The organism is Pseudorhodoplanes sp. (assembly GCF_059499825.1).
Genome location: NZ_JCABZI010000013.1, coordinates 270,476 through 293,635, shown reverse-complemented (window position 1 = coordinate 293,635; position 23,160 = coordinate 270,476). Strand labels below are relative to the sequence as shown.

Annotated in this window: 25 protein-coding genes; 12 read left to right on the top strand and 13 right to left on the bottom strand. The window is 64.4% G+C overall.

All coding sequences use genetic code 11. The features are described from left to right. Window positions 1–12: 12 nt before the first annotated feature. Window positions 13–723: a FecR family protein gene (locus tag AC5I5I_RS19720; protein WP_495975794.1), complete on the bottom strand. Its 711-nt coding sequence runs from the start codon at window positions 721–723 to the stop codon at window positions 13–15. A 171-nt stretch (window positions 724–894) separates the two neighbouring features. On the opposite strand from AC5I5I_RS19720, the gene AC5I5I_RS19715 reads away from it, so the two are divergent. From AC5I5I_RS19715 to AC5I5I_RS19700, 4 genes are all read left to right on the top strand, one after another. Further along, complete coding sequence (locus AC5I5I_RS19715) at window positions 895–2,103, top strand: tetratricopeptide repeat protein (protein WP_495975792.1); 1,209 nt, start codon at window positions 895–897, stop codon at window positions 2,101–2,103. Window positions 2,104–2,219: 116 nt separating this feature from the next. Beyond that, window positions 2,220–3,221, top strand: a complete 1,002-nt coding sequence (locus tag AC5I5I_RS19710; RefSeq protein ID WP_495975790.1) for a DUF1036 domain-containing protein — start codon at window positions 2,220–2,222, stop codon at window positions 3,219–3,221. A gap of 95 nt (window positions 3,222–3,316) precedes the next feature. Continuing rightward, the gene (locus AC5I5I_RS19705) at window positions 3,317–3,667 is read left to right on the top strand and encodes an endonuclease domain-containing protein (protein WP_495975788.1); all 351 of its coding nucleotides are present in this window, start codon (window positions 3,317–3,319) and stop codon (window positions 3,665–3,667) included. Between the two features lie 92 nt (window positions 3,668–3,759). Continuing rightward, window positions 3,760–4,443 (top strand): pyrimidine 5'-nucleotidase, encoded by a 684-nt coding sequence (locus AC5I5I_RS19700; protein ID WP_495975822.1) that lies wholly within the window; start codon window positions 3,760–3,762, stop codon window positions 4,441–4,443. An 89-nt stretch (window positions 4,444–4,532) separates the two neighbouring features. On the opposite strand, the gene AC5I5I_RS19695 is transcribed toward AC5I5I_RS19700, so the two are convergent. The 4 genes from AC5I5I_RS19695 to AC5I5I_RS19680 form a co-directional block, all read right to left on the bottom strand. Further along, entirely contained in the window at window positions 4,533–5,834 is a 1,302-nt protein-coding gene (locus AC5I5I_RS19695) for a TRAP transporter large permease (protein ID WP_495975786.1), read from the bottom strand. Next, window positions 5,831–6,334 (bottom strand): TRAP transporter small permease, encoded by a 504-nt coding sequence (locus tag AC5I5I_RS19690; RefSeq protein WP_495975784.1) that lies wholly within the window; start codon window positions 6,332–6,334, stop codon window positions 5,831–5,833. The genes AC5I5I_RS19695 and AC5I5I_RS19690 overlap by 4 nt, the downstream gene beginning before the upstream one ends. 211 nt (window positions 6,335–6,545) lie before the next feature. Beyond that, on the bottom strand, window positions 6,546–7,598 hold the full coding sequence (locus AC5I5I_RS19685; RefSeq protein WP_495975782.1) for a TRAP transporter substrate-binding protein: 1,053 nt from the start codon (window positions 7,596–7,598) through the stop codon (window positions 6,546–6,548). Between the two features lie 180 nt (window positions 7,599–7,778). Next, window positions 7,779–8,783: a Bug family tripartite tricarboxylate transporter substrate binding protein gene (locus AC5I5I_RS19680; protein WP_495975780.1), complete on the bottom strand. Its 1,005-nt coding sequence runs from the start codon at window positions 8,781–8,783 to the stop codon at window positions 7,779–7,781. 121 nt (window positions 8,784–8,904) lie between these two features. Here AC5I5I_RS19680 and dapD point away from each other — a divergent pair, with 121 nt between their 5' ends. The 4 genes from dapD (at window position 8,905) to dapE (ending at window position 12,100) form a co-directional block, all read left to right on the top strand. Next, window positions 8,905–9,750: a 2,3,4,5-tetrahydropyridine-2,6-dicarboxylate N-succinyltransferase gene (gene dapD / locus AC5I5I_RS19675; RefSeq protein WP_495975779.1), complete on the top strand. Its 846-nt coding sequence runs from the start codon at window positions 8,905–8,907 to the stop codon at window positions 9,748–9,750. Window positions 9,751–9,801: 51 nt separating this feature from the next. Further along, window positions 9,802–10,287: a DUF805 domain-containing protein gene (locus tag AC5I5I_RS19670; protein WP_495975777.1), complete on the top strand. Its 486-nt coding sequence runs from the start codon at window positions 9,802–9,804 to the stop codon at window positions 10,285–10,287. A gap of 59 nt (window positions 10,288–10,346) precedes the next feature. After that, window positions 10,347–10,784, top strand: coding sequence for a DUF805 domain-containing protein (locus tag AC5I5I_RS19665; protein ID WP_495975775.1), 438 nt, complete (start codon window positions 10,347–10,349; stop codon window positions 10,782–10,784). Window positions 10,785–10,927: 143 nt separating this feature from the next. Beyond that, complete coding sequence (gene dapE, locus AC5I5I_RS19660) at window positions 10,928–12,100, top strand: succinyl-diaminopimelate desuccinylase (protein ID WP_495975774.1); 1,173 nt, start codon at window positions 10,928–10,930, stop codon at window positions 12,098–12,100. Here dapE and AC5I5I_RS19655 read toward each other — a convergent pair. The 6 genes from AC5I5I_RS19655 to AC5I5I_RS19630 form a co-directional block, all read right to left on the bottom strand. Further along, window positions 12,088–12,555, bottom strand: a complete 468-nt coding sequence (locus AC5I5I_RS19655) for an anthrone oxygenase family protein (RefSeq protein WP_495975772.1) — start codon at window positions 12,553–12,555, stop codon at window positions 12,088–12,090. The genes dapE and AC5I5I_RS19655 overlap by 13 nt on opposite strands. Before the next feature lie 31 nt (window positions 12,556–12,586). Continuing rightward, window positions 12,587–13,123: a cytochrome b gene (locus AC5I5I_RS19650; RefSeq protein WP_495975770.1), complete on the bottom strand. Its 537-nt coding sequence runs from the start codon at window positions 13,121–13,123 to the stop codon at window positions 12,587–12,589. A gap of 9 nt (window positions 13,124–13,132) precedes the next feature. Further along, window positions 13,133–13,582, bottom strand: a complete 450-nt coding sequence (locus AC5I5I_RS19645; protein WP_495975768.1) for a MarR family winged helix-turn-helix transcriptional regulator — start codon at window positions 13,580–13,582, stop codon at window positions 13,133–13,135. Window positions 13,583–13,671: 89 nt separating this feature from the next. Beyond that, entirely contained in the window at window positions 13,672–14,415 is a 744-nt protein-coding gene (truA, locus tag AC5I5I_RS19640) for a tRNA pseudouridine(38-40) synthase TruA (protein ID WP_495975766.1), read from the bottom strand. Further along, complete coding sequence (gene fmt, locus AC5I5I_RS19635; protein WP_495975764.1) at window positions 14,415–15,347, bottom strand: methionyl-tRNA formyltransferase; 933 nt, start codon at window positions 15,345–15,347, stop codon at window positions 14,415–14,417. Before fmt ends, truA begins: the two co-directional genes overlap by 1 nt. Before the next feature lie 53 nt (window positions 15,348–15,400). Beyond that, on the bottom strand, window positions 15,401–15,916 hold the full coding sequence (locus AC5I5I_RS19630) for a peptide deformylase (RefSeq protein WP_495975762.1): 516 nt from the start codon (window positions 15,914–15,916) through the stop codon (window positions 15,401–15,403). A gap of 326 nt (window positions 15,917–16,242) precedes the next feature. Between AC5I5I_RS19630 and AC5I5I_RS19625 the strand changes: the two genes are divergently transcribed. From AC5I5I_RS19625 to AC5I5I_RS19610, 4 genes are all read left to right on the top strand, one after another. Then, a complete protein-coding gene (locus tag AC5I5I_RS19625; RefSeq protein ID WP_495975760.1) occupies window positions 16,243–17,445 on the top strand; it encodes a DNA recombination protein RmuC in 1,203 nt (400 codons plus the stop codon). 214 nt (window positions 17,446–17,659) lie between these two features. Beyond that, window positions 17,660–18,706, top strand: coding sequence for an alpha/beta hydrolase (locus tag AC5I5I_RS19620; RefSeq protein WP_495975758.1), 1,047 nt, complete (start codon window positions 17,660–17,662; stop codon window positions 18,704–18,706). 173 nt (window positions 18,707–18,879) lie between these two features. Further along, window positions 18,880–20,226 (top strand): AmpG family muropeptide MFS transporter, encoded by a 1,347-nt coding sequence (locus AC5I5I_RS19615; RefSeq protein ID WP_495975756.1) that lies wholly within the window; start codon window positions 18,880–18,882, stop codon window positions 20,224–20,226. A 123-nt stretch (window positions 20,227–20,349) separates the two neighbouring features. After that, complete coding sequence (locus AC5I5I_RS19610; protein ID WP_495975754.1) at window positions 20,350–20,706, top strand: DUF1622 domain-containing protein; 357 nt, start codon at window positions 20,350–20,352, stop codon at window positions 20,704–20,706. A gap of 54 nt (window positions 20,707–20,760) precedes the next feature. Here AC5I5I_RS19610 and recR read toward each other — a convergent pair whose 3' ends face one another. Together recR and AC5I5I_RS19600 are read right to left on the bottom strand one after the other, a co-directional pair. After that, a complete protein-coding gene (gene recR / locus AC5I5I_RS19605; RefSeq protein ID WP_495975753.1) occupies window positions 20,761–21,366 on the bottom strand; it encodes a recombination mediator RecR in 606 nt (201 codons plus the stop codon). Between the two features lie 75 nt (window positions 21,367–21,441). Continuing rightward, on the bottom strand, window positions 21,442–23,154 hold the full coding sequence (locus tag AC5I5I_RS19600; RefSeq protein WP_495975751.1) for a hypothetical protein: 1,713 nt from the start codon (window positions 23,152–23,154) through the stop codon (window positions 21,442–21,444). Window positions 23,155–23,160 lie beyond the last annotated feature (6 nt).

The following is a 23,160-nucleotide window of genomic DNA, read 5'->3' as shown; positions in this document are numbered from 1 at the left end:
CCGAAACGCCGGTCATAACCCGCCGCAATAGAATGTGTATTGGCAGCTCGGCTTCGGCGCGACGAAGTTCCGCGCATCGATCGCATTGAGCTGGTTGATTTCGTCGATGCGGATGTAATCGGGGAAATCGGGATGGGTCGCGCCATTGCCCTTGTAGGGCCCGCTGGCCTTCTTGGTGCCGTTGGCAGCGATCACAACATACTGACCGGCATTCACGGTCATCAGCGATCCGTCCAGCAGGCGCACCGTGAGCGTGCCTTCAAGAACGCCGATGAATGTTTCAAGCGGTGAAATCTGGAGATCGACGATCGTGCCGCGAATGCCGAGCGTGGCGACCGGGGTCTTGATCGAATAATTGGTCGGATTCTGCGAGCCGGTCACGAAGCGCATGGAGCCCTGCACCGCATTCACCACCACCTGGCCGGTGCCGCGATTGGGATTGTAGACGTACTTGTCGAGCAGCAATTCCGCCTTCGGCCCCATATTCAGCACGGTTTTGTCGAGGAACATGAGCTGCGCGGTCGCGGCGTCGCCGGTGCGGATCCGCTCGTTGGCGAAGACCGAGCTGCCGACCGCGAGCGCGCCGCTCTTGCCGCGCACATCGTTCTTCACGGCGGCGGCAACGCCGACCTTCGAATCCGCAAGCGCACTCTGCCCGCCCGCAAGCGTCAGCGAGGCAATCGCAAGGGCATACGGGAGAGCGGCTGGACCTGATGGCGGCATGGCATGAATTCGCTACGGTTTTACCCGCCCACGAGCGGGTGTTATTCCTGCAACACGGCCACAGCCTTGACGCGAGCTGCAGCGTTTCCTGCATAGCCGAGAGTTCCTGTTTAGGCTAGATGAGGACGGTAATTTGCAGCCAAGTGTTGCTTGGAAGTCGGGAAGGCGCGCGTGAACTGGAATCGGGGGGTTCGCTTTTTGCTCGTTGCACTGGCGGCTTTGGCCGGTGCCGCGACCGCAAGCGCGAAAGAAATCGATACGCTCTACGCGCAGGTGCTGCGGGAGCCCGCGAATACCGAACTGAATCTGCGCTTTGCCCGTCTCGCCGAAGAACAGGGCGTGCTGCGCTGGGCGCTGATGGCCTATGAGCGCGTCATCCTGAACGATCCGAATAACTGGGAGGCCAAGGTCGGCCTGATGCGCGTGCGCCGCGCGATCCAGCCGAATTTCACGCTCGTCACCGTCGAACTCGGCACCGGTTACGAGTCCAATCCGCTCTATTACCTGCCCGCCAACCAGAACCCGTACACCAATCCCAGCAGCGGACCCGGCAAGGGCACATTCTTCGGACAGGGCCTGATCGCGCTGCAGGACGAGCGCAAGATCGGCAACCAGGCGTGGCGCACCAATGCCGCGATCTTCGGCCGCGCCAACACCCGCTATGGCGATCTGAACTACGCCCATGCCGGCGGCGAGAGCGGTCCGGTGTTCGATCTGTGGCCGGGCATGAGCCTGACCACCGCGCTCGGCGCCGCAGTCGGATATTTCGACGATCGATTCTATTACGGAGAAGGCTCCGGCAGCGCGACCTTCGAGGGCCAGACCGCGGAGGGGATTTTCCATTCGCTGCGCTTCCGCGCCGCCTACCGGTCGTATGACAGCTACTGGCCGAGCCAGGAGGGCTGGTACTACGATATCCGCGCCCGCGTCGCGATCCCGAAGGTGTTCGGCGATGGCAACCTGGTCGCATTCTCCCCGTGGGTGTTGTGGAGCGATATTTCCGGCGCCGTGACCAATACGCTGGTCACCGAAATCCAGCCCGGCAAGTATCGCGAAATCGGCGGGCGCGCCGAAATCTATCAGCAGCTCACGCCCTGGCTGACGGTCGGCGCCAGCCTCGCCGCCAGCTGGCGCGATTACAGCGACGATTATGTGTTCGGCACCACCACCGGCGAGAAGCGCAAGGACACGCTGCTGATCCCCGGCGCCATGGTCCTGTTCCCCGGCCTCTTCTGGCAGGAATGGGATCTGCGGTTCGATTACCGCTATCTCGACAACGACTCCAACGACCCCACCAAGTCGTTCAAGGATCACGTCGTGACCGCGGCCGTGACCAAGCGGTTCGATCCGTTCCGGCCGGCCCCGACGCCCGGCCGCTGATCCCAAAGCGGCTGACCGCAAGAGCCTGACCTCAAGAGCCGGACCGCAAGGCCGTTTACCGCGCATTAACCCTGCACGCTCCACTTTCGCCCGCACGGCAATCGCGAAGGCGGGCGATGGCGAAGGCACCTTATTGGCTTGGTCTCGCGGCCGGTCTGTTGACCGGCTTCGCCTGCACGTCGGCACGCGCCGACCTGACCCTGTGCAACACCATGAGCTATGTGGTCGATGTCGCGCTTGCGGTGGAACAGCGCGGCAACGCGACGTCGCGCGGCTGGGTTCGGCTCGATCCCGGCCAGTGCCGCAAGGCGTTGCAGGGCGCGCTACCGGCGGGCGACCTGTACGTGCATGCGCGGGTGCCGGCGCTGTACGGCCCCGCGCCGCTGCCCCGGCGCGGCGACACCGAATTCTGCGTCGGCGCCACCGACTTTTCGATCGCGAATGCGCGCAATTGCCGGAGCGGCCAGCGCCCGGTGCTGTTCTCCGCCGCCAAGCCGGCACCGGTCGAACAATCCGAAACCGATTTCCGCCTGACGCTCGCCGAGGAAGCGGGCTATTCCGAAGACCAGGCGCGCGACGCCGGCATCCAGCGGCTGCTCGCGGTGGCCGGTTACGATGCGGGTCCGATCGACGGCGTGCGCGGCGACCGCACCGACAACGCCATCCGGCAATTCACGCAGGACAACAATCTTCCCGTCACCGCCGCGGCGCGTTCCGACTTCTTCACTTTGCTGGCGGACGCGGCTCAGAAGCCCGGATCCGGCTTCTCATGGTGCAACGACACGGCCTATCCGGTGCTGGCGGCGATCGGCGTCGAGGACGGCGGCGCGATCACCACCCGCGGCTGGTATCGCGTCGAACCGGGCCGCTGCCTGCGGCCCGACACCGGCGCCAATGCCAAGCGCATCTTCTCCTTCGCCGAGGCGGTCGACGGCAACGGCCAGACCCTGATGAGCGCCGGCAAGCCGCTGGCCTGGGGCGGCAGCGCCGTCCTGTGCACGCGCCCGGCCCGGTTCGAGACCAACGATCATTCCGATTGCACCGCGCGCGGGCTGACCCAGGCCGGCTTCGCGCAAATCGAGACCGGCAAGGGCCCGGCCATCGTGCGGTTCAAATAAGCCCGCATTGCCACTCGGACAAAGCCGCAGCATGCTTCCCTCTCCCCGTGAAAACGGGGAGAGGGTGGCGAGCGAATGCGAGCCGGGTGAGGGGCATGCGCGGACCTGACCAGAGCGCGGTCAAGCGGCAACGCAGACTTCGGCGGAACTCCACCGATGCCGAGATGCGTATCTGGCTGGCGCTGCGGGATCGCCGCCTCGGCGGTTTCAAGTTCGTGCGGCAGGAAACGATTGGCCCCTACATCGCCGATTTCGCATGTCGCGATAGAAAGCTCATCGTCGAGCTTGACGGCGGCCAGCATTCAGAAAACAACCGCGACCGTATGCGCGACGCTTTTCTTGCGGCGGAAGGCTACAAGGTGCTGAGATTCTGGAACAACGATGTGATGACCAATCGGGACGGCGTGCTTGCGGTGATCCTCGCGTCGCTGGAGTGTAGCCGTTGAAACCGCCCCTCACCCGACCTTCGCTGCGCGAAGGCCACCCTCTCCCCGTAAACGGGGAGAGGGAAGAGAAGGCAGCCGCCGGCGAGCGCAGCATCCGCGCGTTCTCCCACGTCACCACCTGGATCTTCGATCTCGACAACACGCTGTACCCGCATCACCTCAATCTCTGGCAGCAGGTCGACGAGCGCATCCGCGATTATATAGCCAACCTCCTCACCATCACCCATGACGAGGCGTTCCGGCTGCAGAAGGACTATTACCGGCGCTACGGCACCTCGATGCGCGGGCTGATGACCGAGCACGGCATGGAGCCCGACGACTTCCTGGATTTCGTCCACCAGATCGACCATTCGCCGCTGGAGCCCAATCCCGCGCTCGGTCACGCGCTCGAGCAACTGCCCGGCCGCAAGCTGATCCTCACCAACGGCACCCGCAAGCATGCCGATGCGGTGATGCGGCGGCTCGACATTCACGGCCATTTCGAAGACGTGTTCGACATCGTCGCGGCCGAACTCGAGCCGAAGCCGTCGCAGAAAACCTACGAGCGCTTTCTCGAACGTCATGACGTCGATCCGGCCCATGCGGCGATGTTCGAGGATCTGGCGCGCAATCTCAGCGTCCCGCATGCGTTCGGCATGACCACGGTGCTGGTGGTTCCGGAGGGCACGCGCGAGGTGCTGCGCGAGGACTGGGAACTCGAAGGCCGCGAGGCGGCGCATGTGAATTACGTGACCGACGACCTGTCGGGATTCCTGCGCGCGAATTGCTGCCGGTAAGCAGAACTCCGTTCATTCCCGCGCAAGCGGGAATCCGGTCATTCTAGGCGCTGGGTCCCCGCTTTCGCGGGGACGAACGGCAAGCGGCATCACCCGATGATACTCGGCAACCACAGCGCCATGGCCGGAAACAGGATCAGCAGCCCGACCAGGACAAAATCGGCCAACAGGAACGGCATCGTTCCGGCATAGATCCGCATCACCGGAATCTCCGGATGCTGCGCCTGGATGACGAACACCGTCATGCCGGTCGGCGGAGTGATCAGCCCGATGGTGCACATCACGGTGACGAAGATGCCGAACCAGACGCCGTCATAGCCGATCGCATTGATCAGCGGCAGCGTGATCGGCACCGTGATCAGGATGGTCGAGACTTCGTCGAGAAACGTGCCGAGCGCGATATAGAGCGCCATCACCGCCATCAGGACCCAGAATGGCGACAATTCGCGCAACTGCGCCCATTGCCCGAGTTCGTTCGGGAATTGCGTGAGCACGATGAAGCGCGAGAAGATGAAGGCCCCCGCCACCACCAGCAGGATCGCGGCCGACGTGTAGATCGTCTCCAGCATGCAATCCGCCAGCCCGCGCAGGTTCATCGAGCGGGTGGCGAAGGCAATCAGGATGGCGACAAAGGCGGCAACCGCGGCCGCTTCGGTCGGCGAAAACCAGCCGAGATAGATTCCGAACACCGCAATGAAAAATAACAGCCCGAGCTTCCACATCCCGCGCGAGGCGCGCAGCCGCTCCCGCAAGGTCATCGAACCGACGCTCGGGATCCAGCGTGGCTTGAACCACGCCACCAGCCACACCGTGACAACATACAAGGCGGCCAGCACGAGCCCCGGAATGAGCGCGGCGGCGTAAAGCTTCACAAGCGATTCTTCGGCGACGATGGCATAGATCGCCGTCAACACCGACGGCGGCACCAGCACGCTCAGCGTTCCGGCCGATGCCACCGCCCCGCCCGCGAAAGCGGGGTCATAGCCGTGGCGCCGCATTTCGGGGATGGCGACACGCGAGAAGGTCGCGGCGGTCGCAATCGACGAGCCGCAGATCGCGCCGAACAGCGTGCAGGCGCCGATGGTGGCGTTGGCGAGCGCGCCGCGAACGCCGGAAAACACCGCGTTGCAGGCCTGAAACAATTCGCTCGCCATATTGGCGCGCGAGGCCACCGCGCCCATCAGCAGGAACAGGGGAATGACCGAAAGCGAATAGGCGCTGGCCATCTGATAGGGCACGAGCCCGGCCATCTTCAGCGCCGGCATCCACCCGTCGATCGCCGCATAGCCAAGGAATCCGGCCGCCGCGAGTGCGATCGCGATCGGCACGCGCATGAAGATCATCACCAGAAGCAGAACGACCCCGGCAATCCCGATCGCAGTGATGCTCATACGCGGTCTTCCAGACGGTCCTCGGGACGCTGCGGCCCCTTGTCGTCGCTGCGAAACAACATGAACAGCGACGCCAGCGCGGCAAGGCTCATACCGAACAGCACGATCGTCCAGTGCCAAAATTTCGGCAAACTCAGGTCCGCCGTGACATCATGGAATTCGTAGGAATCCCAAGCCGCGTCCCAGCCCTGCCAGACCAGCACCGCGAATGTCAGCACCGACAACAGCAGCGCGATGCGCTTCAGCGCCGGCACGATGCGCGGCACGAATTCATCGATGGTGTTCACCAGGATGTTGTCGTCGCGCAGGAAGACGCAGGGCAATGCCAGAAAGAAGGAGCCCGCGAGCATCAGCTCGATCAGTTCGTAGACGCCGCGCAGCGGATAATTGAAGACCGTGCGCAACACCACGTCCGCGACCGTCAGCAGGAGCATTCCCGCGAGAAAGATCGCGGCCACGGCCCCGCAGGTCACCGACGCGATCGTGCCGAAGCGTTTCACCGGACCACCAATGGGCGATGACGAACCACCGCGTCAGCCGCAACCGCGGTCGGCTCCCTCTCCCCGCCCGCGGGAAGAGGGGTGGGGTGAGAGGCATATGTCGAATACGCGATCAAAGAGATTAGCCCCTCACCCGCCCGCCTTCGCTTCGCTCGGCGGACGACCTCTCCCCGCGCGCGGGGAGAGGTAAGACCGCGAAACGATCTCCACGTCAATTCCAGAAGTTCTTGGAGTCCTTCGCGTGCTTCTCCGAGAGCGACTTCATCATGTTGTGAACGGCGGTGGCCGGCAGCCCCTTGCCGTCCAGTTCCTTGACCTTCGCGGCCGCGACATCGGCACCGATCTTGCGGAACTTGGCGTTCTCTTCCGGCGACAGCTTGATCGCCTCGGCGCCGCCGTCGAGCAGCGCCTTCTTGCCGGGCGCATCGAGCGAATCCCATGCCTGACCGACTTCCGCCTCCACGTTCTGAAGCGATTTCACAATCAGCTGCTGCAGATCCGGCGGAAGCTTCTTCCAGGTGTCCTCGTTCATCGCGAGACCGAAGCTCGCGACATAGGAATACATCTCGGTCGTATGCTTCACGGTGCCGCCCATTTTGAAGGCGATGCCGGCGCCGCCATAATCGATCACCACGCCGTCGATCGTGCCCTTCTGCATCTGCTCGACCTGCTCGGTCGGCGCAACGCCCACCGGGGAGCCGCCCAGCGCGGCGACGAAGTCGCGGATTTCAGGCGAGGCGAAACGGAGCCGCAGCCCCTTCACATCGTCGACGCTCTTGATCGGCTTCTTGGTGGTGTGGATCTGGCCAGGCTGATGCGTGAACAGCAGCAGCAGCTTGACGCCCTTGTGTTCCGCGTCGAGATATTTCGAACGCAGCTCCGGATCGTTCAGCACCTTGGTGCCGATCTCGGCACTGCCGACCAGATACGGCACCTGCACAATTCCGGTCAGCGGGAAGCGGCCGGGCGTGGCGCCGTGCAGGAACCACGAGATGTCGGCCTGGCCGGTCCGCGCGAAATCGTAATGCTGCGGCACCGGGCCCATCTGCGCGCCGGGGAAGCGCTTGAACACCAGACGTCCGCCGGAATCCTTTTCGAGCTTGTCGGCCCATTTGATCAGCCATTGCGACATCGCGTGCTGATCGCCGACATAATAGGCGAGCTTCAATTCGATCGGCTTCTGGTCCTGCGCAATCGCGGCGCCGGTCCCGATTGCGAGGGCGAAAGCGGCCGGCAGCAAAGCCCGCCTGGTCAATCCTGTCATGATCGTAATCCTCCCGATCGGCTCGTTAAGGGGCCGATGTCTGTGGTGTGCGGCTAAGCTGCCAAAACGGGGCGTCACGTGCAAGCCAAGCCCTGCCGAAAGCGGCGAGACACCGTAATGGCCAAATAAAAATGCCCGCCGTCCGGCGGGCATTTTCGCGATCGAAGAGGCGAATGCGGATCAGTCGAGGCTTACGCCGCTCGCCTTGATGGTTTCGCCCCATTTGGCGATTTCGCTATCGAGAAAGCTCTTCAGATAGGCGGTGGAGCGGCGGTCCGGCGTCACGAAGGTCGACCCGACCTTCGTCAGCTTCTCGGAAAGTCCTGGCGTCTCGATCAGCGCCACGGTCGCCTTCTGCAACTTGTCGACGACCTCCTGCGGCGTTCCCTTCGGCACGAAGAAGCCACTCCAGAACGGCGCCTCGAAGGTCACGCCCTGCTCGCTTGCGGTCGCGATCTGCGGCAGCAGCACCGAGCGCTCCTTGGTCAACGCCGCGAGCGGCTTGAGGGTATCACTGTTGATCTGCGGAACGGCTGCGGCGCCCAGCGCACAGATGAAATCGATTCGTCCTGCGATCGCGTCCTGCACCGCCGGCGCCGAACCACGATACGGCACGTGCACGGCGTCGATTCCGGCCGCGGCATTGAGTTGCGCGCAGGCCAGGTGCGACGCCGAGCCAACGCCGGCGGAGCCATATTGCATCTTGCCGGGATTGGCTTTGCCGTAGGCGACGAATTCCTTCAAATCCTTGGCCGGCAGATCCTTGCGGGCCAACAGCACGATCGGCTGTTCGGCAATCATGGCAACCGGCATGAAATCGGTGACCGGATCGTAGGGCAGCTTTTTGTAGAGCGCCTTGCTCATCGCAAACGTATCGATGCCGCCCATCACGAACTGATAGCCGTCCGGCGTCGCCTTGGAGACGCGGGCAACGCCGATCGTGCCGCCGGCACCGCCGACATTTTCAACCACGACCTGCTGACCCAGCAGCTCGGACAGCCGTGCGGCAAAAACACGCCCCACCACGTCGGATGCGCTGCCGGAAGCGAAGGGGATCACGAGCGTGACCGCACGGTTCGGCCAATCCTGCGCGTGCGCGGATGGCGTCCATGGCGTGGCCACGGAAACGGCAGTCAGGGCGAGAGCGGCCATCGCAACTTGCGGGCAGCGGGACCAGAATTTCATCATAAGCACCTTTCGTACAGGACACCGGACGATATCACGATCCGCAGCAAAATGCGTGCCGTCCCATTGACAGCGGACAACTGGTCGCGCCACACAGCGCCGCTGACGACGGGGGAAAGACATGGGTCACGAGACGCTCGCCCAAACCATTGACGATGCCTTCGAGAAGCGCGACGGCATTTCGGCCGCGACCACCGGCCCGGTCCGCGCTGCGGTTGAGCAGGCGCTCGAGCTGATGGATTCGGGCGCCGCGCGCGTCGCCGAGAAGCAGGCGGATGGAACCTGGCGGGTCAATCAGTGGCTGAAAAAGGCGGTGCTGCTCTCGTTCCGGCTGAACGACATGAGCATGATCGCGGGCGGACCCGGTGCGTCGGCATGGTGGGACAAGGTGCCCTCCAAATTCGACGGCTGGACCGCGGACAAATTCAAGGCCGCCGGCTTCCGCGCGGTCCCCAATTGCATCGTGCGCAAATCGGCCTTCATCGCGCCGGGCGTGGTGCTGATGCCGTCCTTCGTCAATCTCGGCGCCTACGTCGATTCCGGCACCATGGTGGATACCTGGGCGACGGTCGGCTCCTGCGCGCAGATCGGGAAGAACTGCCACATCTCGGGCGGCGCCGGCATCGGCGGCGTGCTTGAGCCGCTGCAGGCAGGCCCCGTCATCATCGAGGATAACTGCTTCATCGGCGCGCGCGCCGAAGTCGCCGAAGGCGTGGTGGTGCGCGAAGGCTCGGTGCTGTCGATGGGCGTCTATCTCGGAGCCTCGACCACCATCATCGACCGCGCGACCGGCGAGACCATGCGCGGCGAAGTGCCGCCCTATTCCGTCGTGGTGTCGGGCACCATGCCGGGCAAGCCGCTGCCGAACGGCCAGCCGGGGCCGAACCTCTATTGCGCGGTGATCGTCAAGCGCGTCGACGCGCAGACCCGTTCCAAGACCTCGATCAACGAGTTGCTGCGGGATTGAACCGCGCCGGCGATTCCGGCGACTGACCCGTACCGGAAACGGCGGGCCGTCATGAACCTGATCGCGCTGCTCACAAGCTTTGACGGCCGCATCGCCCGCAAGTCCTACTGGCTCGGGTCGCTGATCATCATCGGCGCCGTCCTGGCGGTCGCGATCGCCATCGTCACGACGATTGACGAGGCGGCCTTCGACAGACCCGACGGGGGAAGCAGCGCACTCGGGCACGCACTCGGCTGGGTGCTGCTTTTGGCGTCGGTGCCGATTTCGGTGAAGCGGCTCCACGACCTGAACCGGTCCGGCCATTACCTGTGGCCGATGGTCATCCTCGATGCCCTGCTGACCGCCGGCGACGTCACCGGCTGGACCGGGACGCCGACCGAGCCGAACGCGCTTGGCTGGGCGATCATCGCGCTCTACGGCATCTATTCGCTCGTCCTGCTGATCCATCTCGGCTTCTATCGCGGCAGCACGGGCCACAACGATTACGGCCGCGATCCGCTGGCGCCCGAAGAGATCCCCGCCACCGTCAGCTTCTGATCGAACCGGTCGCTTCCCTGGCGCGACCAACCTGCAGGTTGGAATTCAGGGGACGTGTGATGACGATTTTCTCGCTGCTGTTCGGCTTTCACGGCCGCATCGACCGCCGCCAATGGTGGCTCGGCATGGCGATCGTGGCCACGGCTGCGTCCTCGGCCATCGTCGGGATCGGCCTGCTGAAGATACACCCGATCGTCTTCCTGCCGTCCGCGCTTCTGTCGACGTTTCCCGTCTTCGCGCTGGGCATCAAGCGGCTGCACGATCGCGACATGACCGGCTGGTACATCGCCTGGATCACGATCATCCCCGCCATGCTGCTCCTGCTCGCCGGCCGGACCGGCGACGGCAGCATCGCCGGATTGGTACTGACCTGGTCCGCACTTCTGTTGATCGGTCTCGGCGTGGCCGGGCTCGGTTTCAGCCGCGGCACCGACGGCGCCAACGAATACGACGACGCGAGCGGGGACGAGACCGCTTCCGCTTTCGCCGACCTCTAGGACCGGAGCCGATCATGCCGACGCTTCCGGCGCGGCACCGACGGCGAGAACGAGTACGGGCCCGATCCCTCAGGACGCACGAGGTCAAGCCCGCTGCCGTGTGATCATTGACGGTGTCCGGTGCGTCCCGGTAAAGCCGGGGGATGACACCAGCCGATCCGATCGCCATCGCGCAAAACCTGTTGCGCTGTCCCTCCGTGACACCCGCGGAAGGCGGTGCGCTCAGCTACCTCGAATCATTGCTGAAGGCCGCGGGCTTCACCACCCATCGCATGACCTTCTCCGAACCCGGCACGCCGGATGTGGAGAATTTCTATGCCCGCATCGGCACCGGATCGCCGCACCTGATGTTCGCCGGCCATACCGACGTGGTGCCGCCCGGCAACGAGGCCTCATGGACGCATCCGCCCTTCGCCGGTGAAATCGCGGACGGTGTGCTCTACGGCCGCGGCGCCGTGGACATGAAGGGCGGGATCGCGGCCTGCATCGCCGCCACGCTGGATTATCTCGCCGCCCATGGCGGCAAGCCGCGAGCGGACGGCAAGGGCTCGATCTCGTTCCTGATCACCGGCGACGAGGAAAGCGTTGCGATCAACGGCACGCCGAAGCTGCTCGACTGGGCCGCGCAGCTCGGCGAGACCTTCGATCACTGCATTCTCGGCGAGCCGAGCAATCGCGAAGTCCTCGGCGACACCATCAAGATCGGACGGCGCGGTTCGCAGAACGGCACCCTGATCGTGCATGGCAAGCAGGGCCACGTCGCCTATCCCGAGCGCGCCGACAATCCGGTGACCGGCCTCGTGACGTTGATCGCCGCATTGAAGGGCGAGCCGCTCGACAAGGGCACCGACCTGTTCGACCCGTCCAATCTCGAATTCGTCTCGATCGATATCGGCAACAAGACCGTCAACCTGATCCCGGCCGAAGCGCGCGCGCGCTTCAACATCCGCTTCAACAACCTGCACAGTCACGAATCGCTGAAGGCGTTGCTCGAACAGCGTGCGATCGCAGCCTCCGGCGGCAAGATCCGGTTCTCGTTCGAATGGGAGCCGTCCAACGCCGATGTGTTCGTGGTCGAACCCGGCCCGTTCACGGACGTGGTGGCAAATGCCGTGACCGAGGTGACGGGCCGCAAGCCGGTGCTTTCGACCACCGGCGGCACGTCCGACGCGCGCTTCATCAAGAATTACTGCGCGGTGGTCGAATTCGGCCTGGTCGGCCAGACCATGCATGCGATCGACGAACGCGTGCCGGTGACGGAGCTTGTTGAGTTGACCGCGATCTACCGGAAGATTCTTGATCGCTACTTCGCGTGATGCAGGTCGCGGTTCTCGTCGCGCAGCATTGCCAGCGCGAGGATGATCGCGGCGGCGACGCCAAGCGCAGTGCGCACTGCATGGAGCTGACCCCAGTTCACCAGTAGCGCCCGCGTCGAAGCTCCCGCCTGCGTCGCCGGAGTCGTAAGCAGCGTGTCGTTTAGCGGCATAAGCCAGATCAGCGTGAACGGCCAGTTCGCGACCGCCAACGCGGCCCCAATCAGCCACAGCCAGTTGCGTGTGCGGTACCATAGCCAGCCGCCGAGTGCGGCGCAGAACAACGCGAGCCCGCCCTGAATCTTCATGGCGGCCGGAAACCCCGACGCCCATTGCATCAACGCCGCCTGCGGTTCGAGCAGGAGCCGCGCCGGCTGCTCGACCACACTGATGTAGATGGCGATGGCGGCGAACGCGGCTGCGGCCATCAAGGCGATGAGTTTCAGATACTTGGTCATGATACATCCTCCGTTCGACATGGGCTGCGCGTCAGCGCCCCACACCCATCCGCGCCAGCAACCGGTCGCCGCGGATGAAGTGGTGGTAGAGCGCGCCGGCCACATGCAGGATGAGCAGCGCGATCAGCACGCGCACGCCGATGCCGTGCGGAATGCGCGGCGGCACGTTCCAGAAATCCGGCAGGGAGCCCGATGCGCCGCCAAACACGATCGGACCCGCGCCCGACAGCACCATCATGCCGATGCCGCTCGCGGCCAGCCCGATGATCACGATGTAGAAGATGAGGTGCACGGCGCTCGCCGCGCGATGCGGCAGAGCCGGCTGTCCCGCGACAGGGAGCGGCTTCCGGTCGGCGAACCACCACCACGCGATGCGCCCGAGTGTCAGCGCGAGGATCGCAATGCCCATTAGCGCGTGAAAGCGCAGGAATGCGGCCTTGGCCGCGGGATCGGCAGCGCCGCTCACGCGAAAGCCGGTGACGAGCAGCGCCACGATCAGCGCTGCGGCAAGCCAGTGAATGGTGATTGCGACCGCGCCATAACGGTCCTGCGTAGACTTCAAGGCCATGACACACTCCTATTTCTCGTCCTGCGAGAGGCGTTGCCGCACGCGCCGCAAGGTCGCGAGCGATGTTTCGATGTCCTTCAATGAACTCGCCCCGGCGAGCATTTGCGCCTTCGGCTCCCAGCGCGCCGTGGCCGCGGCATAGGCGGTCTCGCCCTTGCGCGTGAGCAGCACGAGCTTCGCGCGCTGATGATTGGGATTGGGGGCGAAGCGGATAAAGCCTTCGCCTTCCAGTTCGTTGGCGACCCGCTGCACCGCCTGCCGGGTCAGGCCCATGTTGCGGGCGATTTGCGCGATCGGCAGCGGCGTGTTGGCGAGCGCGATTGCGCCGATCACCTGCCAGCGCGCGCTGGTGAGCCCGATATCGCCGACCAGCGCATCGCCCATGGCGATCAGCTCGCCGTTCAGGCGAAAGATTTCGAGCACCAGCTCGGTGATTGCGTCGGCCAGTCGCTGCGGCATGACCCATCCTTAAATCGACAGTATATTGTCAATATGACAGTATATTGTCAATTAAGGCGAAGATCACGAATTGGCGATCCGGAACACGGTCAGCCCGGGTAATCCACCTTGACCAGATACAGCCCCTCGGCCGGGGCTACCTGCCCGCACAAGGTGCGGTCGCGCGCTTCAAGGATGCGGGCGATGTCGTCCGGCGTCCACTTGCCTTCGCCGACATGCACGATCGATCCGACCATCGAGCGCACCTGATTGTGCAGGAACGAGCGCGCCGACACGGTGATGTTCACGTTCCAGCCGTCGGTCTCGATGTCTAGTTGATCGAGCGTCTTCACCGGCGATTTCGACTGGCACTCGGTCGAGCGGAAGGTGGTGAAATCGTGATTCCCGATCAGCCGCGTCGCCGCCGCGCGCATCGCCGCGATATCCAGCGGCCGTCCCACCCGCCAGGCACGGCCGAGATCGAGCGCCAGATCGGGCCGCCTGTTCACCACGCGATAGAGATAATGCCGCCTGGTCGCCGAGAACCGCGCATTGAAATCGTCGCCGACCCGCTCGGCGGCGAGGATCGCGACCGGCTGCGGCCGCAGATAAAAATTCAGCGCATCGCGCACCGTGCCGCCGTCGTGCTCGCTGCGCAGATCGCAATGCGCGACCTGTCCGAGCGCATGCACGCCGGCATCGGTGCGGCCCGCGCCTTGTATGGTGACGCGCTGGCCGTCGAAGCGCGCAATCGCGTCCTCGATCGCGCCCTGCACGCTCGGCGCATCGGCCTGGTATTGCCAGCCGCGATAGGGCGCGCCGTCATATTCGATGAGGAGTTTGTAGCGGGGCATCAGCGCAGAGCCGCGCCGCGGGACAGCCTGTTCCCGCGCAGAAACTCGTCTGCCTTCATCGGCTGCTTGCCGGCGCGCTGCAATTCGATGATGCGGATTGCGCCTTCACCGCAGGCGATGGTGAGATTGTCGTCCAGCACTGTGCCGGGCGCGGCATGTCCGGCAGCCAGCGTCGAACGCAGCGCCTTGACCCGCACCGGAGTCTTCTCGTCGGGCATCTCGAACCAGGCGCCCGGAAACGGCGACAGCCCGCGGATGTGGTTGTGCACATCGCGCGCAGCTTTGGCCCAGTCGATCCGGGTCTCGGCCTTGCTGATCTTCTCGGCATAGGTCACGCCGTCGGCTGGCTGCGGCACGATCTGCAGCGAGCCGCGCTCCAGCGCGCCGAGCGCGCGATGCATCAGGTCGCCGCCGATTGCGGCCAGCCGGTCATGCAGATCGCCCGCGGTCATGTCGGGACCGATGGCGACGCGCTCGATCATCGCCATGCCGCCGGTATCGAGCCCCTCGTCCATCTTCATCACGGTGACGCCGCTCTGAGCGTCGCCCGCCATCACCGCGCGATTGATCGGCGCGGCGCCGCGCCAGCGCGGCAGCAGCGATGCATGCAGATTGAAACAACCCAGCGGCACGGCGTCGAGCAAAGGCTTCGGCAGGATCAGGCCATAGGCCACCACCACCGCAGCATCGGCACCGAACGATGCAAACTCCGCCTGTGCCGCTTCGGTACGCAGCGTCTTTGGCGTTAACACGGTGAGGCCGAGCCGCTTGGCCTCGCGCGCCACCGGCGTATCCTGCAATTCCATGCCACGACCGGCCGGCTTCGGCGCACGCGTATAGACCGCGACGATCTCATGGCCCGCGCCCGCGAGTTCGATCAGCGTTGGCACCGCGAAATCCGGCGTGCCCATGAAGATGAGGCGGAGCGGCATGGATTGGTCCTTTCCCTCTCCCGGCTTGCGGGAAGAGGGAAGACGGTGAGCGACTAGTCGGCGCCCTGCTTGGCCATCTTGGTGTATTTCTTGATGACGCGGTCGCGCTTCAGCTTCGAGATATGATCGATGAACAGCACGCCGTTGAGGTGGTCGATCTCGTGCTGGATGCAGGTGGCGAACAGGCCGTCCGCCTCGACCTCCTGCGCCTTGCCGTCAATGTCCAGATATCTGATCCGCACCTTGGCCGGCCGCTCGACGTCCTCGTAATATTCCGGGATCGAGAGGCAGCCTTCCTCATGCAGGTTCATCTCCTCCGACGACCAGGTGATCTCCGGATTGATGAACACCTGCGGCGCTTTCTCATCGTCCTTTTTCGACAGGTCCATCGTCACGAGGCGCAGCGGCTCGCCGATCTGGATCGCGGCCAGTCCAATGCCCGGCGCGTCATACATGGTCTCGAGCATGTCGTCGGCGAGCGCACGAATGGACGCGTCGACCGTCGCCACCGGCTTGGAGACGAGGCGGAGTTGCTTGTCGGGCAGGATGAGGATGTCGCGCAGGGCCATGCGCGCGATGTAATTATTGGGACAGGCGCGGTCAATTCGTTCTTCGCTGGCCCCTCCTTCTCCCGCCCCGACATTGCGCCCTCTCCCCGCGCACTGCCGTCCTTCCCTCTCCCCGCCTGCGGGGAGAGGGTGCCGAGCGTATGCGAGGCGGGTGAGGGGCTGATCGCCAAGACGAAAACACGAGCCCCTCACCCGGCTCGGACCTCCGGTCCTCGCCACCCTCTCCCCGTTTCACGGGGAGAGGGAAAGGATCGCGGCTTCAGCGCCCCCGGCCATAAGTTCTCTTTTTGTTCTTGACGTATTCCGAATCGTGCTAAAAGGGGCGGATGGACATTTTCGCTCTGATCCGCGACCGGCTCGCCGGCCTCGACCCGCTCTTGGTGGTCGCGGTCATTGCCGCGGTTTGCGCCTTCATCCTCGCCGCCACCATCGGGGTCACGATCCTGCTGATCGGGCGACGCCGGCGGCGGGCCGAAGAGGCCGCCGAAGCCGAGCGCCTGGAGGCGGAGGAGAACGAGGCCCGGATGGCGGAGCTTCGCCGCCTGCAGGCCGAGACCACCGGGCTCGTGCGCGCCATGGGCGACATGCTGGCGAACCGGCAGTCGCAATTCGAGAAAGCCTTTTCCGAGCGGCTCGACACCGTCACCCACCGCATCGGTCAGTCGATCCAGCACACCACGCAGCAGACCGGCGAAAATCTCAACCGGCTGAACGAACGGCTCGCGGTCATCGACTCGGCGCAGAAGAACATCACCGCGCTCGCCTCGCAGGTGACGTCGCTGCAGGGCGTCCTGTCCAACAAGCAGCAGCGCGGTGCCTTCGGCCAGGGCCGCATGGAAATGATCATCCAGGACGGGCTGCCGAAGGGCTCGTTCGAATTCCAGTTCACGCTGTCGAATGCAACGCGGCCGGATTGCGTGATCCATTTTCCCGACCAGCGGCCGCTGGTGATCGACTCGAAATTTCCGCTGGAAGCGGTCACCGCCTTCCGCGACGCCAAGACCGACGACGAGCGCATGATCGCCGGGCGCATGCTGCGCCAGAACGTGACCAAGCACATCGCCGATATCGCCGGCAAATATCTGCTCCCCGGCGAGACCCAGGAACTCGCCTTGATGTTCGTGCCATCGGAATCGGTCTATGCCGAATTGCACGACCAGTTCGACGACCTGATCCAGCGCGCGTTTCGCTCGCGCGTCGTCATCGTATCGCCCTCGCTCTTGATGCTCGCGGTGCAGGTGATCCAGCAGATCCATCGCGATGCCCGCATGCGCGAGGCCGCCGACAAGATCCATGCCGAGGTCGGGCATTTCATGGAAGACCTCAAGCGGCTGCGCGAACGCGTGCGCAAGCTCGAGGCGCATTTCGGCCAGGCGACCGAGGACATCAAGCAGATCGTGGTCTCGACCGACAAGCTGGAGCGGCGCGGCTCCCGCATCCGCGACGTCGAGTTCGACGACGGCGACGACCAGAGCAGCGTCGTGCTTCCGAACCCGGTCGGCGCCCGGCGCGTGGTCGCGGCGGAATAACGCCGTTAACCATCAGATACCGCAACCCCTTCAGTGGCACCCGGGTACGGCGGCGGGCGGCTGGTTAAGCGCGGTTGCTTGGGCTAGATTGACCCGTGGTTAACGCTTGGTAAATGCGTTCGGGGTGGACATTGTGTTGAGGGGGATTGCCGTTTTCGCCGCGCTGGCGGCGACAGTTTTGTGTGCGGGCTGCGCCAACCGCCCGGCGCAGGGCGTGCTGATTCCCATGAAGGAACAGGTCGCCGGTACCACGCAGGTTCCGATCCTGGTCGCGACCACCCGCAAGAAATCCGTCGAAGATCCTGGCGAAATGTTCGGCGGCGACCGCGCCGACGCCATGTCCTACGCGGCCATCACCGTATCGATCCCGCCGGATGCCGACCGCAAGATCGGGCATGTGCAGTGGCCGGACGCCCTGCCCGGCGACCCCAAGCGCAATTTCATGACGGTCTCGGCCGACTATATCGATCAGAAGGCCTTCGCCGCGTCGATCGCCGCGACCGCGCGCAGGACCGGTCATCCGCGCGTGCTGATCTTTGTGCACGGCTTCAACAACCGGTTCGACGATGCCGTCTACCGCTTCGCCCAGATCGCGCATGACTCCAAGGCCGAGGCCGTGCCGGTGCTGTTCACCTGGCCCTCGCGCGGCGATGTGCGGCTGCGGTCCTATACCTACGACCGCGAAAGCGCGAATTATTCACGCGATGCGCTCGAGGAACTGATCGACCAGATCGCCGCCTATCCGCAGGTGAAGGAGATCAGCGTCCTCGCGCATTCGATGGGCAATTGGGTGACGCTGGAGGCGCTGCGCGGCCGCTCGCTGCGGCGCATGGCACGCCCCAACGCCGACAAGGTGAAGCAGGCGATGCTGGTTGCGCCGGATGTCGATGTCGACGTGTTTCGCGCCACCATCAGGCGCATGGGCCCCAACCGGCCGAAGATGCTGCTGTTCGCGTCTCAGGACGACGGCGCCTTGTCGCTGTCGAAGGAGATCTGGGGCGGCGTGGACCGGATCGGCGAAGTCGGCGCCACCGAACCCTATCGCACGCAACTCGAGGGCGAGCGGATCGCGGTATTCGATCTGACGCCGCTGAAGACCGTCGGCAGCAACGCCCACAGCCGCGCCTTCGACGATATCACCCAGGTGCTGGCGATGGTGCGCGAACGCAATGCGCAGCAGCGGAATCAGGTCGCACGCAGCCAGCCTGCACCACCGGCAACGGCGCCGTCGCAGACCGAAACCGTCGCGCTGCGGGATTGAACCGGTCACATTTTTTAGCGGGTATCGCCGGTGTCATGCCCTGCGCCGGCGGGGCATCCAGTAACCCTCTGCGCCGCTTGCATTTACTGGGTCGCCCGCTTTCGCGGGCGATGACAAATTGGTGCCACAGCACGATTCAATCCGTCGCCAACACGCGCTAGGCTCACCACTGCATGACCAGCCTCGAATCACCCGCCGCCAAACCCAAAATCTCATGGTCCGAAGCGCTGTCGGTCTATCTGAAACCGCGCGTGCTGATCGTCATCCTGCTCGGCTTCTCGGCCGGCCTGCCGCTGGCGCTGTCGGGCGCGACACTTGCGATCTGGATGACCGAGGCCAAGGTGAGCCTGGGCACCATCGGACTCTATGCACTGGTCGGCCTGCCCTACACCCTGAAATTCCTCTGGGCGCCGCTGGTCGATGCACTCGACATTCCGATCCTGTCGCGCGCGCTTGGGCGGCGGCGCGGATGGCTCGTCTTCTCACAACTCCTGCTCGCGGCCGCGATCGCATTCCTTGCCTTCCAGGATCCTGCAACCGCGCTATGGCCGGTCGCGCTTGGCGCAGTGTTGGTCGCCACCGCCTCCGCCACCCAGGACATCGTGATCGACGCCTTTCGGGTCGAAAGCCTCGATACCAGCGAGCAGGCGGCGGGGATGGCCGGCTATGTCGCTGCCTACCGCATCGGCATGCTCGCCTCGGGCGCAGGCGTCATTACGCTGACCTGGTGGCTCGCGAAGGTCGGCGTATCGGCTGAGACGGTGTGGATGTGGGGTTACCTCGCCGCCGCTGCGCTGGTGAGCGTCGGTATCGTCGCCACGCTGATGGCGACCGAACCCGCCGCTCCCGAGGGCTTGGTCGACCGGGCGCGCGACCCGATCAGCAGGGTTCTGATCACGGCTTTCGGTGCGTTCAGGGAATTCCTCGGCCGTCCCGAGGCGATCATCATCCTGCTGTTCGTGGTGCTGTTCAAGTTTTGCGATGCCTTTGCCGGCGTGCTGACCGGTCCCTTCGTGATCGGGATCGGCTTCGACAAGGCGACTTACGCGGCGGTGGTAAAAGGTGTCGGATTGGCCTCGGCGCTGATCGGCGGCTTTGCCGGCGGGATGGTCGCGGCTGCGCTGCCGCTGTCGACGAGCCTCTGGATCGGCGGCATTCTGCAGGCCATCTCCAACCTCGCCTTCGCATGGCTTGCGCTGATCGGCCCGAATGTGCCGGCGCTGACCGCGGTCGTCATTGTCGAGAATTTCACCGGCGCGATCGGTACCGTGATTTTCGTCGCCTATCTCTCCGCCCTGTGCGGGGTACGTGCGCATACCGCGACGCAATTTGCGCTGCTGACGGCGCTGGCCGCGGTCGGCCGAACCACCCTGTCTTCGGGAGGCGGCTTTATTGCGGAGAGCACCGGTTGGGTCTGGTTCTTCGTGATCTCGGCGCTGGTCGCGATTCCAAGCCTGATGCTGCTGGCCTGGCTGCAGATGCGGGGACATTTCCGCGAGCTGGACCAGCGCGCGCGATAGCGTTGGCGTGGCGGCCGGACTGCGATCCACGGGAGGGTTCATAGCCCGGCCGGGCTGATTCCGAATCAGGCCGATCGGTTGTAGTCATTCCGGTACGCGCATATCCGCGATACCGGAGCCGCCATGAACTTCACCAGCGTGATCGAGACCGTGGGCTATGCGCTCGATCTCACCGGCGTCGCGCTGATCGCGATCGGGCTCGTCATCGCCTTCGTGCGCTACATCACCGTTCCCGTCATACCGGGTGGCATCGACGCCTATCGCAGGCTGCGTCAGGATATCGGACGCGCGATCCTGCTCGGTCTCGAAGTGCTGGTGGCGGCCGACATCATCCGCACCGTGGCGGTCACGCCGACGCTGGACAGCGTCGCGATCCTTGGCGCGATCGTGGTGATCCGCACCTTCCTCTCGATCAGCATGCAGGTCGAGGTCGAAGGGCGCTTCCCGTGGCAGAGCCGGTCCGAGGCGAAGGAGGGATAAAGGCGTCCCAAGCGCTTCTTCCCTCTCCCCGGAAACGGGAAGAAGGAAGAAAGCCTACATCGCCGTGCGCTGCCGCATCGCCGCCGACAGCGTGCCCTCGTCGAGATAATCGAGTTCGCCGCCGACCGGCACGCCATGCGCAAGCCGCGTCACCGCCACACCCGCGCTGTGAAGCAGATCGGTGATGTAATGCGCCGTGGTCTGGCCATCGACGGTGGCGTTGAGCGCGAGGATCACCTCCGTCACCGCGGGATCATGCGCGCGCGTGACCAGCGCATCGATGGTGAGATCCTGCGGGCCAACGCCATCGAGCGGTGACAGCGTTCCGCCGAGCACATGATAGCGCGCATTGACTGCGCCGGCGCGCTCCAGCGCCCACAGGTCCGCGACATCGGCGACCACCACGATCACACTCGGGTCGCGTTTCGGGTCGGTACACACCGTGCAGGGATTTTGCGAATCGATATTGCCGCAGGTTCCACACACCGTGATGCGCTCCTGCGCCACCGCCAGCGCGTCGGTCAGCGGTCCCAGCAATTGCTCGCGCTTCTTGATCAGGTGCAACGCGGCGCGGCGCGCCGAGCGCGGCCCGAGCCCCGGCAGCCGCGCCAGCAGCTGGATCAGGCGCTCGATTTCAGGTCCGGCAACGGATTTCGGCATGACGCGTTCTGCGACTCGTGACTGCCGGCATATTGCGAGGCAAGGCCACAAAATCAATGGCCGCATGCCGGCCGGTCACTTCGCGGCCGCAAGGCCCCATCCGTCCCGCATCCGGGACAGGCTTGGGCGCATGGCCGGGCTCAGAAAGCCGGTGCTGCCCCATTCCTTGGCCATGCAATTATTCGGACCTGCGGGCGTCTCGCCCTTTCCCTCCATCACGGCCTTGAACCAGTCCCGATCGCGCAACCCGATCACGTCGCCATGCGCCTTCAGGAAATCGTCCTGGCCAATTTTCTTGAGTGCGACGACAAGGGCGGTCTTGTAACCATACTGATTGTACTCGTCGGCCGACGACAGGAATCGCCGTTGCATCTCGGCAATGGTTTCAGCATCGGCCGTACCGATCCTGCAGATCGCCAACACCGGCAGGTTTCGCAAAAACGTCCGGTTCATTTTTCCGGCGAAGAAATCCTGCTTGTAAAACGGCAAGGCATCCGGTCCCGCATCCGCCGCACGGACGTAAAGCGCGGGATAACGCCGCCATATCGCGTTGTGGTTATCCTGCACCTTGTCCTTGCTGACGATTTCGAACATGGCCGTCGCAACAGGCTGGAATGCGGGTTGGGGCAGCGTCACGATTGCGGATTGCAGAACCGACGCGCTGTCGCTCCCGCTTTTCGAACGGTCGGCTTGAAGGTCCGCAAACCGTGCTGCCATCTTCTCCGCGAGCGGGACGAGTTGTCCCGGATTCTGCGAGAGCGTATACGCCATAGCCCAAGGCAGTTGCTTCGGCATCTGACCGCTCAAGATCTGCTGCAACACCTCGAACGCTTCATCATAGACGCGCCCGGGCTCCTCGGCGGTGCGCGCAAGCACAGCCTCGTTCTGCGCAAAGCCCTTGAAGTTCGCCAGGTCGGTCGCCGTATACTTGCGCACACCCAGCATGATGCTTTCAGGTGTGTCGTATCGTGCCTTGTCTATGCTGTCGGGAACCGTGTCCAGCGTCTGAAACTTGCGCAGGAATTGCGCGCCGCATTCCCACGCCGGCTTGCTGCTGATAAGCGAGCAACCGATGAACCCCATCGGCAGCACCGGTAGCCGCCACGCTATGGCGCTGCAATAGGAGCCCAGAATCCTGCCGTCGACCACGATCTCGGTGAGCGACTCGCTGACGCCCGGCTTGCGCTTCCAGATTCCCGCATCTTGCGGACGCGATACCGTGACCACAGCATGGTTCGGGTCTTCCGGGAAACGCAACACGCACAGGTGAAACTTGCCCGAGACGTAAGTGATCAGGATGCGGTTCTGCGTATCGCGTTTGATCGCGTCGCATTGGTCGCGCCGCATCAGACGCACCGATGAGTAGTTTTCCGGCTTGTAGTTGGTGTTCGGCTCGTAAACGACCGGAATATCGTGCGTCTGCACGAAACTGCCCAGTTCCTTGCCGACGACAGAGTGAGCCTGCGGATTGAAGTCGAACACCTTGCCGGGGTTGCTGGCGCGCAACGCCGCCGCGCGTGCGGCGATCTCGCGGCCTTCCTGAACATACGCAACGTAATACGCGCCATAGGCCGCAACGGGCACGATCATGAGAACGCGTGGCAATCGGCCGATCGCGGCTTCCACGAAAAGGCTGATCAATGCCACGTGGATCAGGAGGACCGTGATCAGTCCGGCGCCGAACATCATGAGGTACACGCCGGGGATCGGCAGAACCTGCAGGAGAAACAGCACGACCGCGGCGACGAGCGCCCACAGCGATGGCGACGATTTAATGATACGCATCATGTGCCG

Excerpts from the sequence above, each read along its gene's own strand:
- AC5I5I_RS19720 (WP_495975794.1), bottom strand. The coding sequence starts at position 723 with ATGCCGCCATCAGGTCCAGCCGCTCTCCCGTATGCCCTTGCGATTGCC.
- AC5I5I_RS19710 (WP_495975790.1), top strand. The coding sequence starts at position 2,220 with ATGGCGAAGGCACCTTATTGGCTTGGTCTCGCGGCCGGTCTGTTGACC.
- AC5I5I_RS19705 (WP_495975788.1), top strand. The coding sequence starts at position 3,317 with ATGCGCGGACCTGACCAGAGCGCGGTCAAGCGGCAACGCAGACTTCGG.
- AC5I5I_RS19695 (WP_495975786.1), bottom strand. The coding sequence starts at position 5,834 with ATGAGCATCACTGCGATCGGGATTGCCGGGGTCGTTCTGCTTCTGGTG.
- AC5I5I_RS19685 (WP_495975782.1), bottom strand. The coding sequence starts at position 7,598 with ATGACAGGATTGACCAGGCGGGCTTTGCTGCCGGCCGCTTTCGCCCTC.
- AC5I5I_RS19680 (WP_495975780.1), bottom strand. The coding sequence starts at position 8,783 with ATGAAATTCTGGTCCCGCTGCCCGCAAGTTGCGATGGCCGCTCTCGCC.
- dapD (WP_495975779.1), top strand. The coding sequence starts at position 8,905 with ATGGGTCACGAGACGCTCGCCCAAACCATTGACGATGCCTTCGAGAAG.
- AC5I5I_RS19670 (WP_495975777.1), top strand. The coding sequence starts at position 9,802 with ATGAACCTGATCGCGCTGCTCACAAGCTTTGACGGCCGCATCGCCCGC.
- AC5I5I_RS19665 (WP_495975775.1), top strand. The coding sequence starts at position 10,347 with ATGACGATTTTCTCGCTGCTGTTCGGCTTTCACGGCCGCATCGACCGC.
- dapE (WP_495975774.1), top strand. The coding sequence starts at position 10,928 with ATGACACCAGCCGATCCGATCGCCATCGCGCAAAACCTGTTGCGCTGT.
- AC5I5I_RS19655 (WP_495975772.1), bottom strand. The coding sequence starts at position 12,555 with ATGACCAAGTATCTGAAACTCATCGCCTTGATGGCCGCAGCCGCGTTC.
- AC5I5I_RS19650 (WP_495975770.1), bottom strand. The coding sequence starts at position 13,123 with ATGGCCTTGAAGTCTACGCAGGACCGTTATGGCGCGGTCGCAATCACC.
- AC5I5I_RS19645 (WP_495975768.1), bottom strand. The coding sequence starts at position 13,582 with ATGCCGCAGCGACTGGCCGACGCAATCACCGAGCTGGTGCTCGAAATC.
- truA (WP_495975766.1), bottom strand. The coding sequence starts at position 14,415 with ATGCCCCGCTACAAACTCCTCATCGAATATGACGGCGCGCCCTATCGC.
- fmt (WP_495975764.1), bottom strand. The coding sequence starts at position 15,347 with ATGCCGCTCCGCCTCATCTTCATGGGCACGCCGGATTTCGCGGTGCCA.
- AC5I5I_RS19630 (WP_495975762.1), bottom strand. The coding sequence starts at position 15,916 with ATGGCCCTGCGCGACATCCTCATCCTGCCCGACAAGCAACTCCGCCTC.
- AC5I5I_RS19625 (WP_495975760.1), top strand. The coding sequence starts at position 16,243 with ATGGACATTTTCGCTCTGATCCGCGACCGGCTCGCCGGCCTCGACCCG.
- AC5I5I_RS19615 (WP_495975756.1), top strand. The coding sequence starts at position 18,880 with ATGACCAGCCTCGAATCACCCGCCGCCAAACCCAAAATCTCATGGTCC.
- AC5I5I_RS19610 (WP_495975754.1), top strand. The coding sequence starts at position 20,350 with ATGAACTTCACCAGCGTGATCGAGACCGTGGGCTATGCGCTCGATCTC.
- recR (WP_495975753.1), bottom strand. The coding sequence starts at position 21,366 with ATGCCGAAATCCGTTGCCGGACCTGAAATCGAGCGCCTGATCCAGCTG.
- AC5I5I_RS19600 (WP_495975751.1), bottom strand. The coding sequence starts at position 23,154 with ATGATGCGTATCATTAAATCGTCGCCATCGCTGTGGGCGCTCGTCGCC.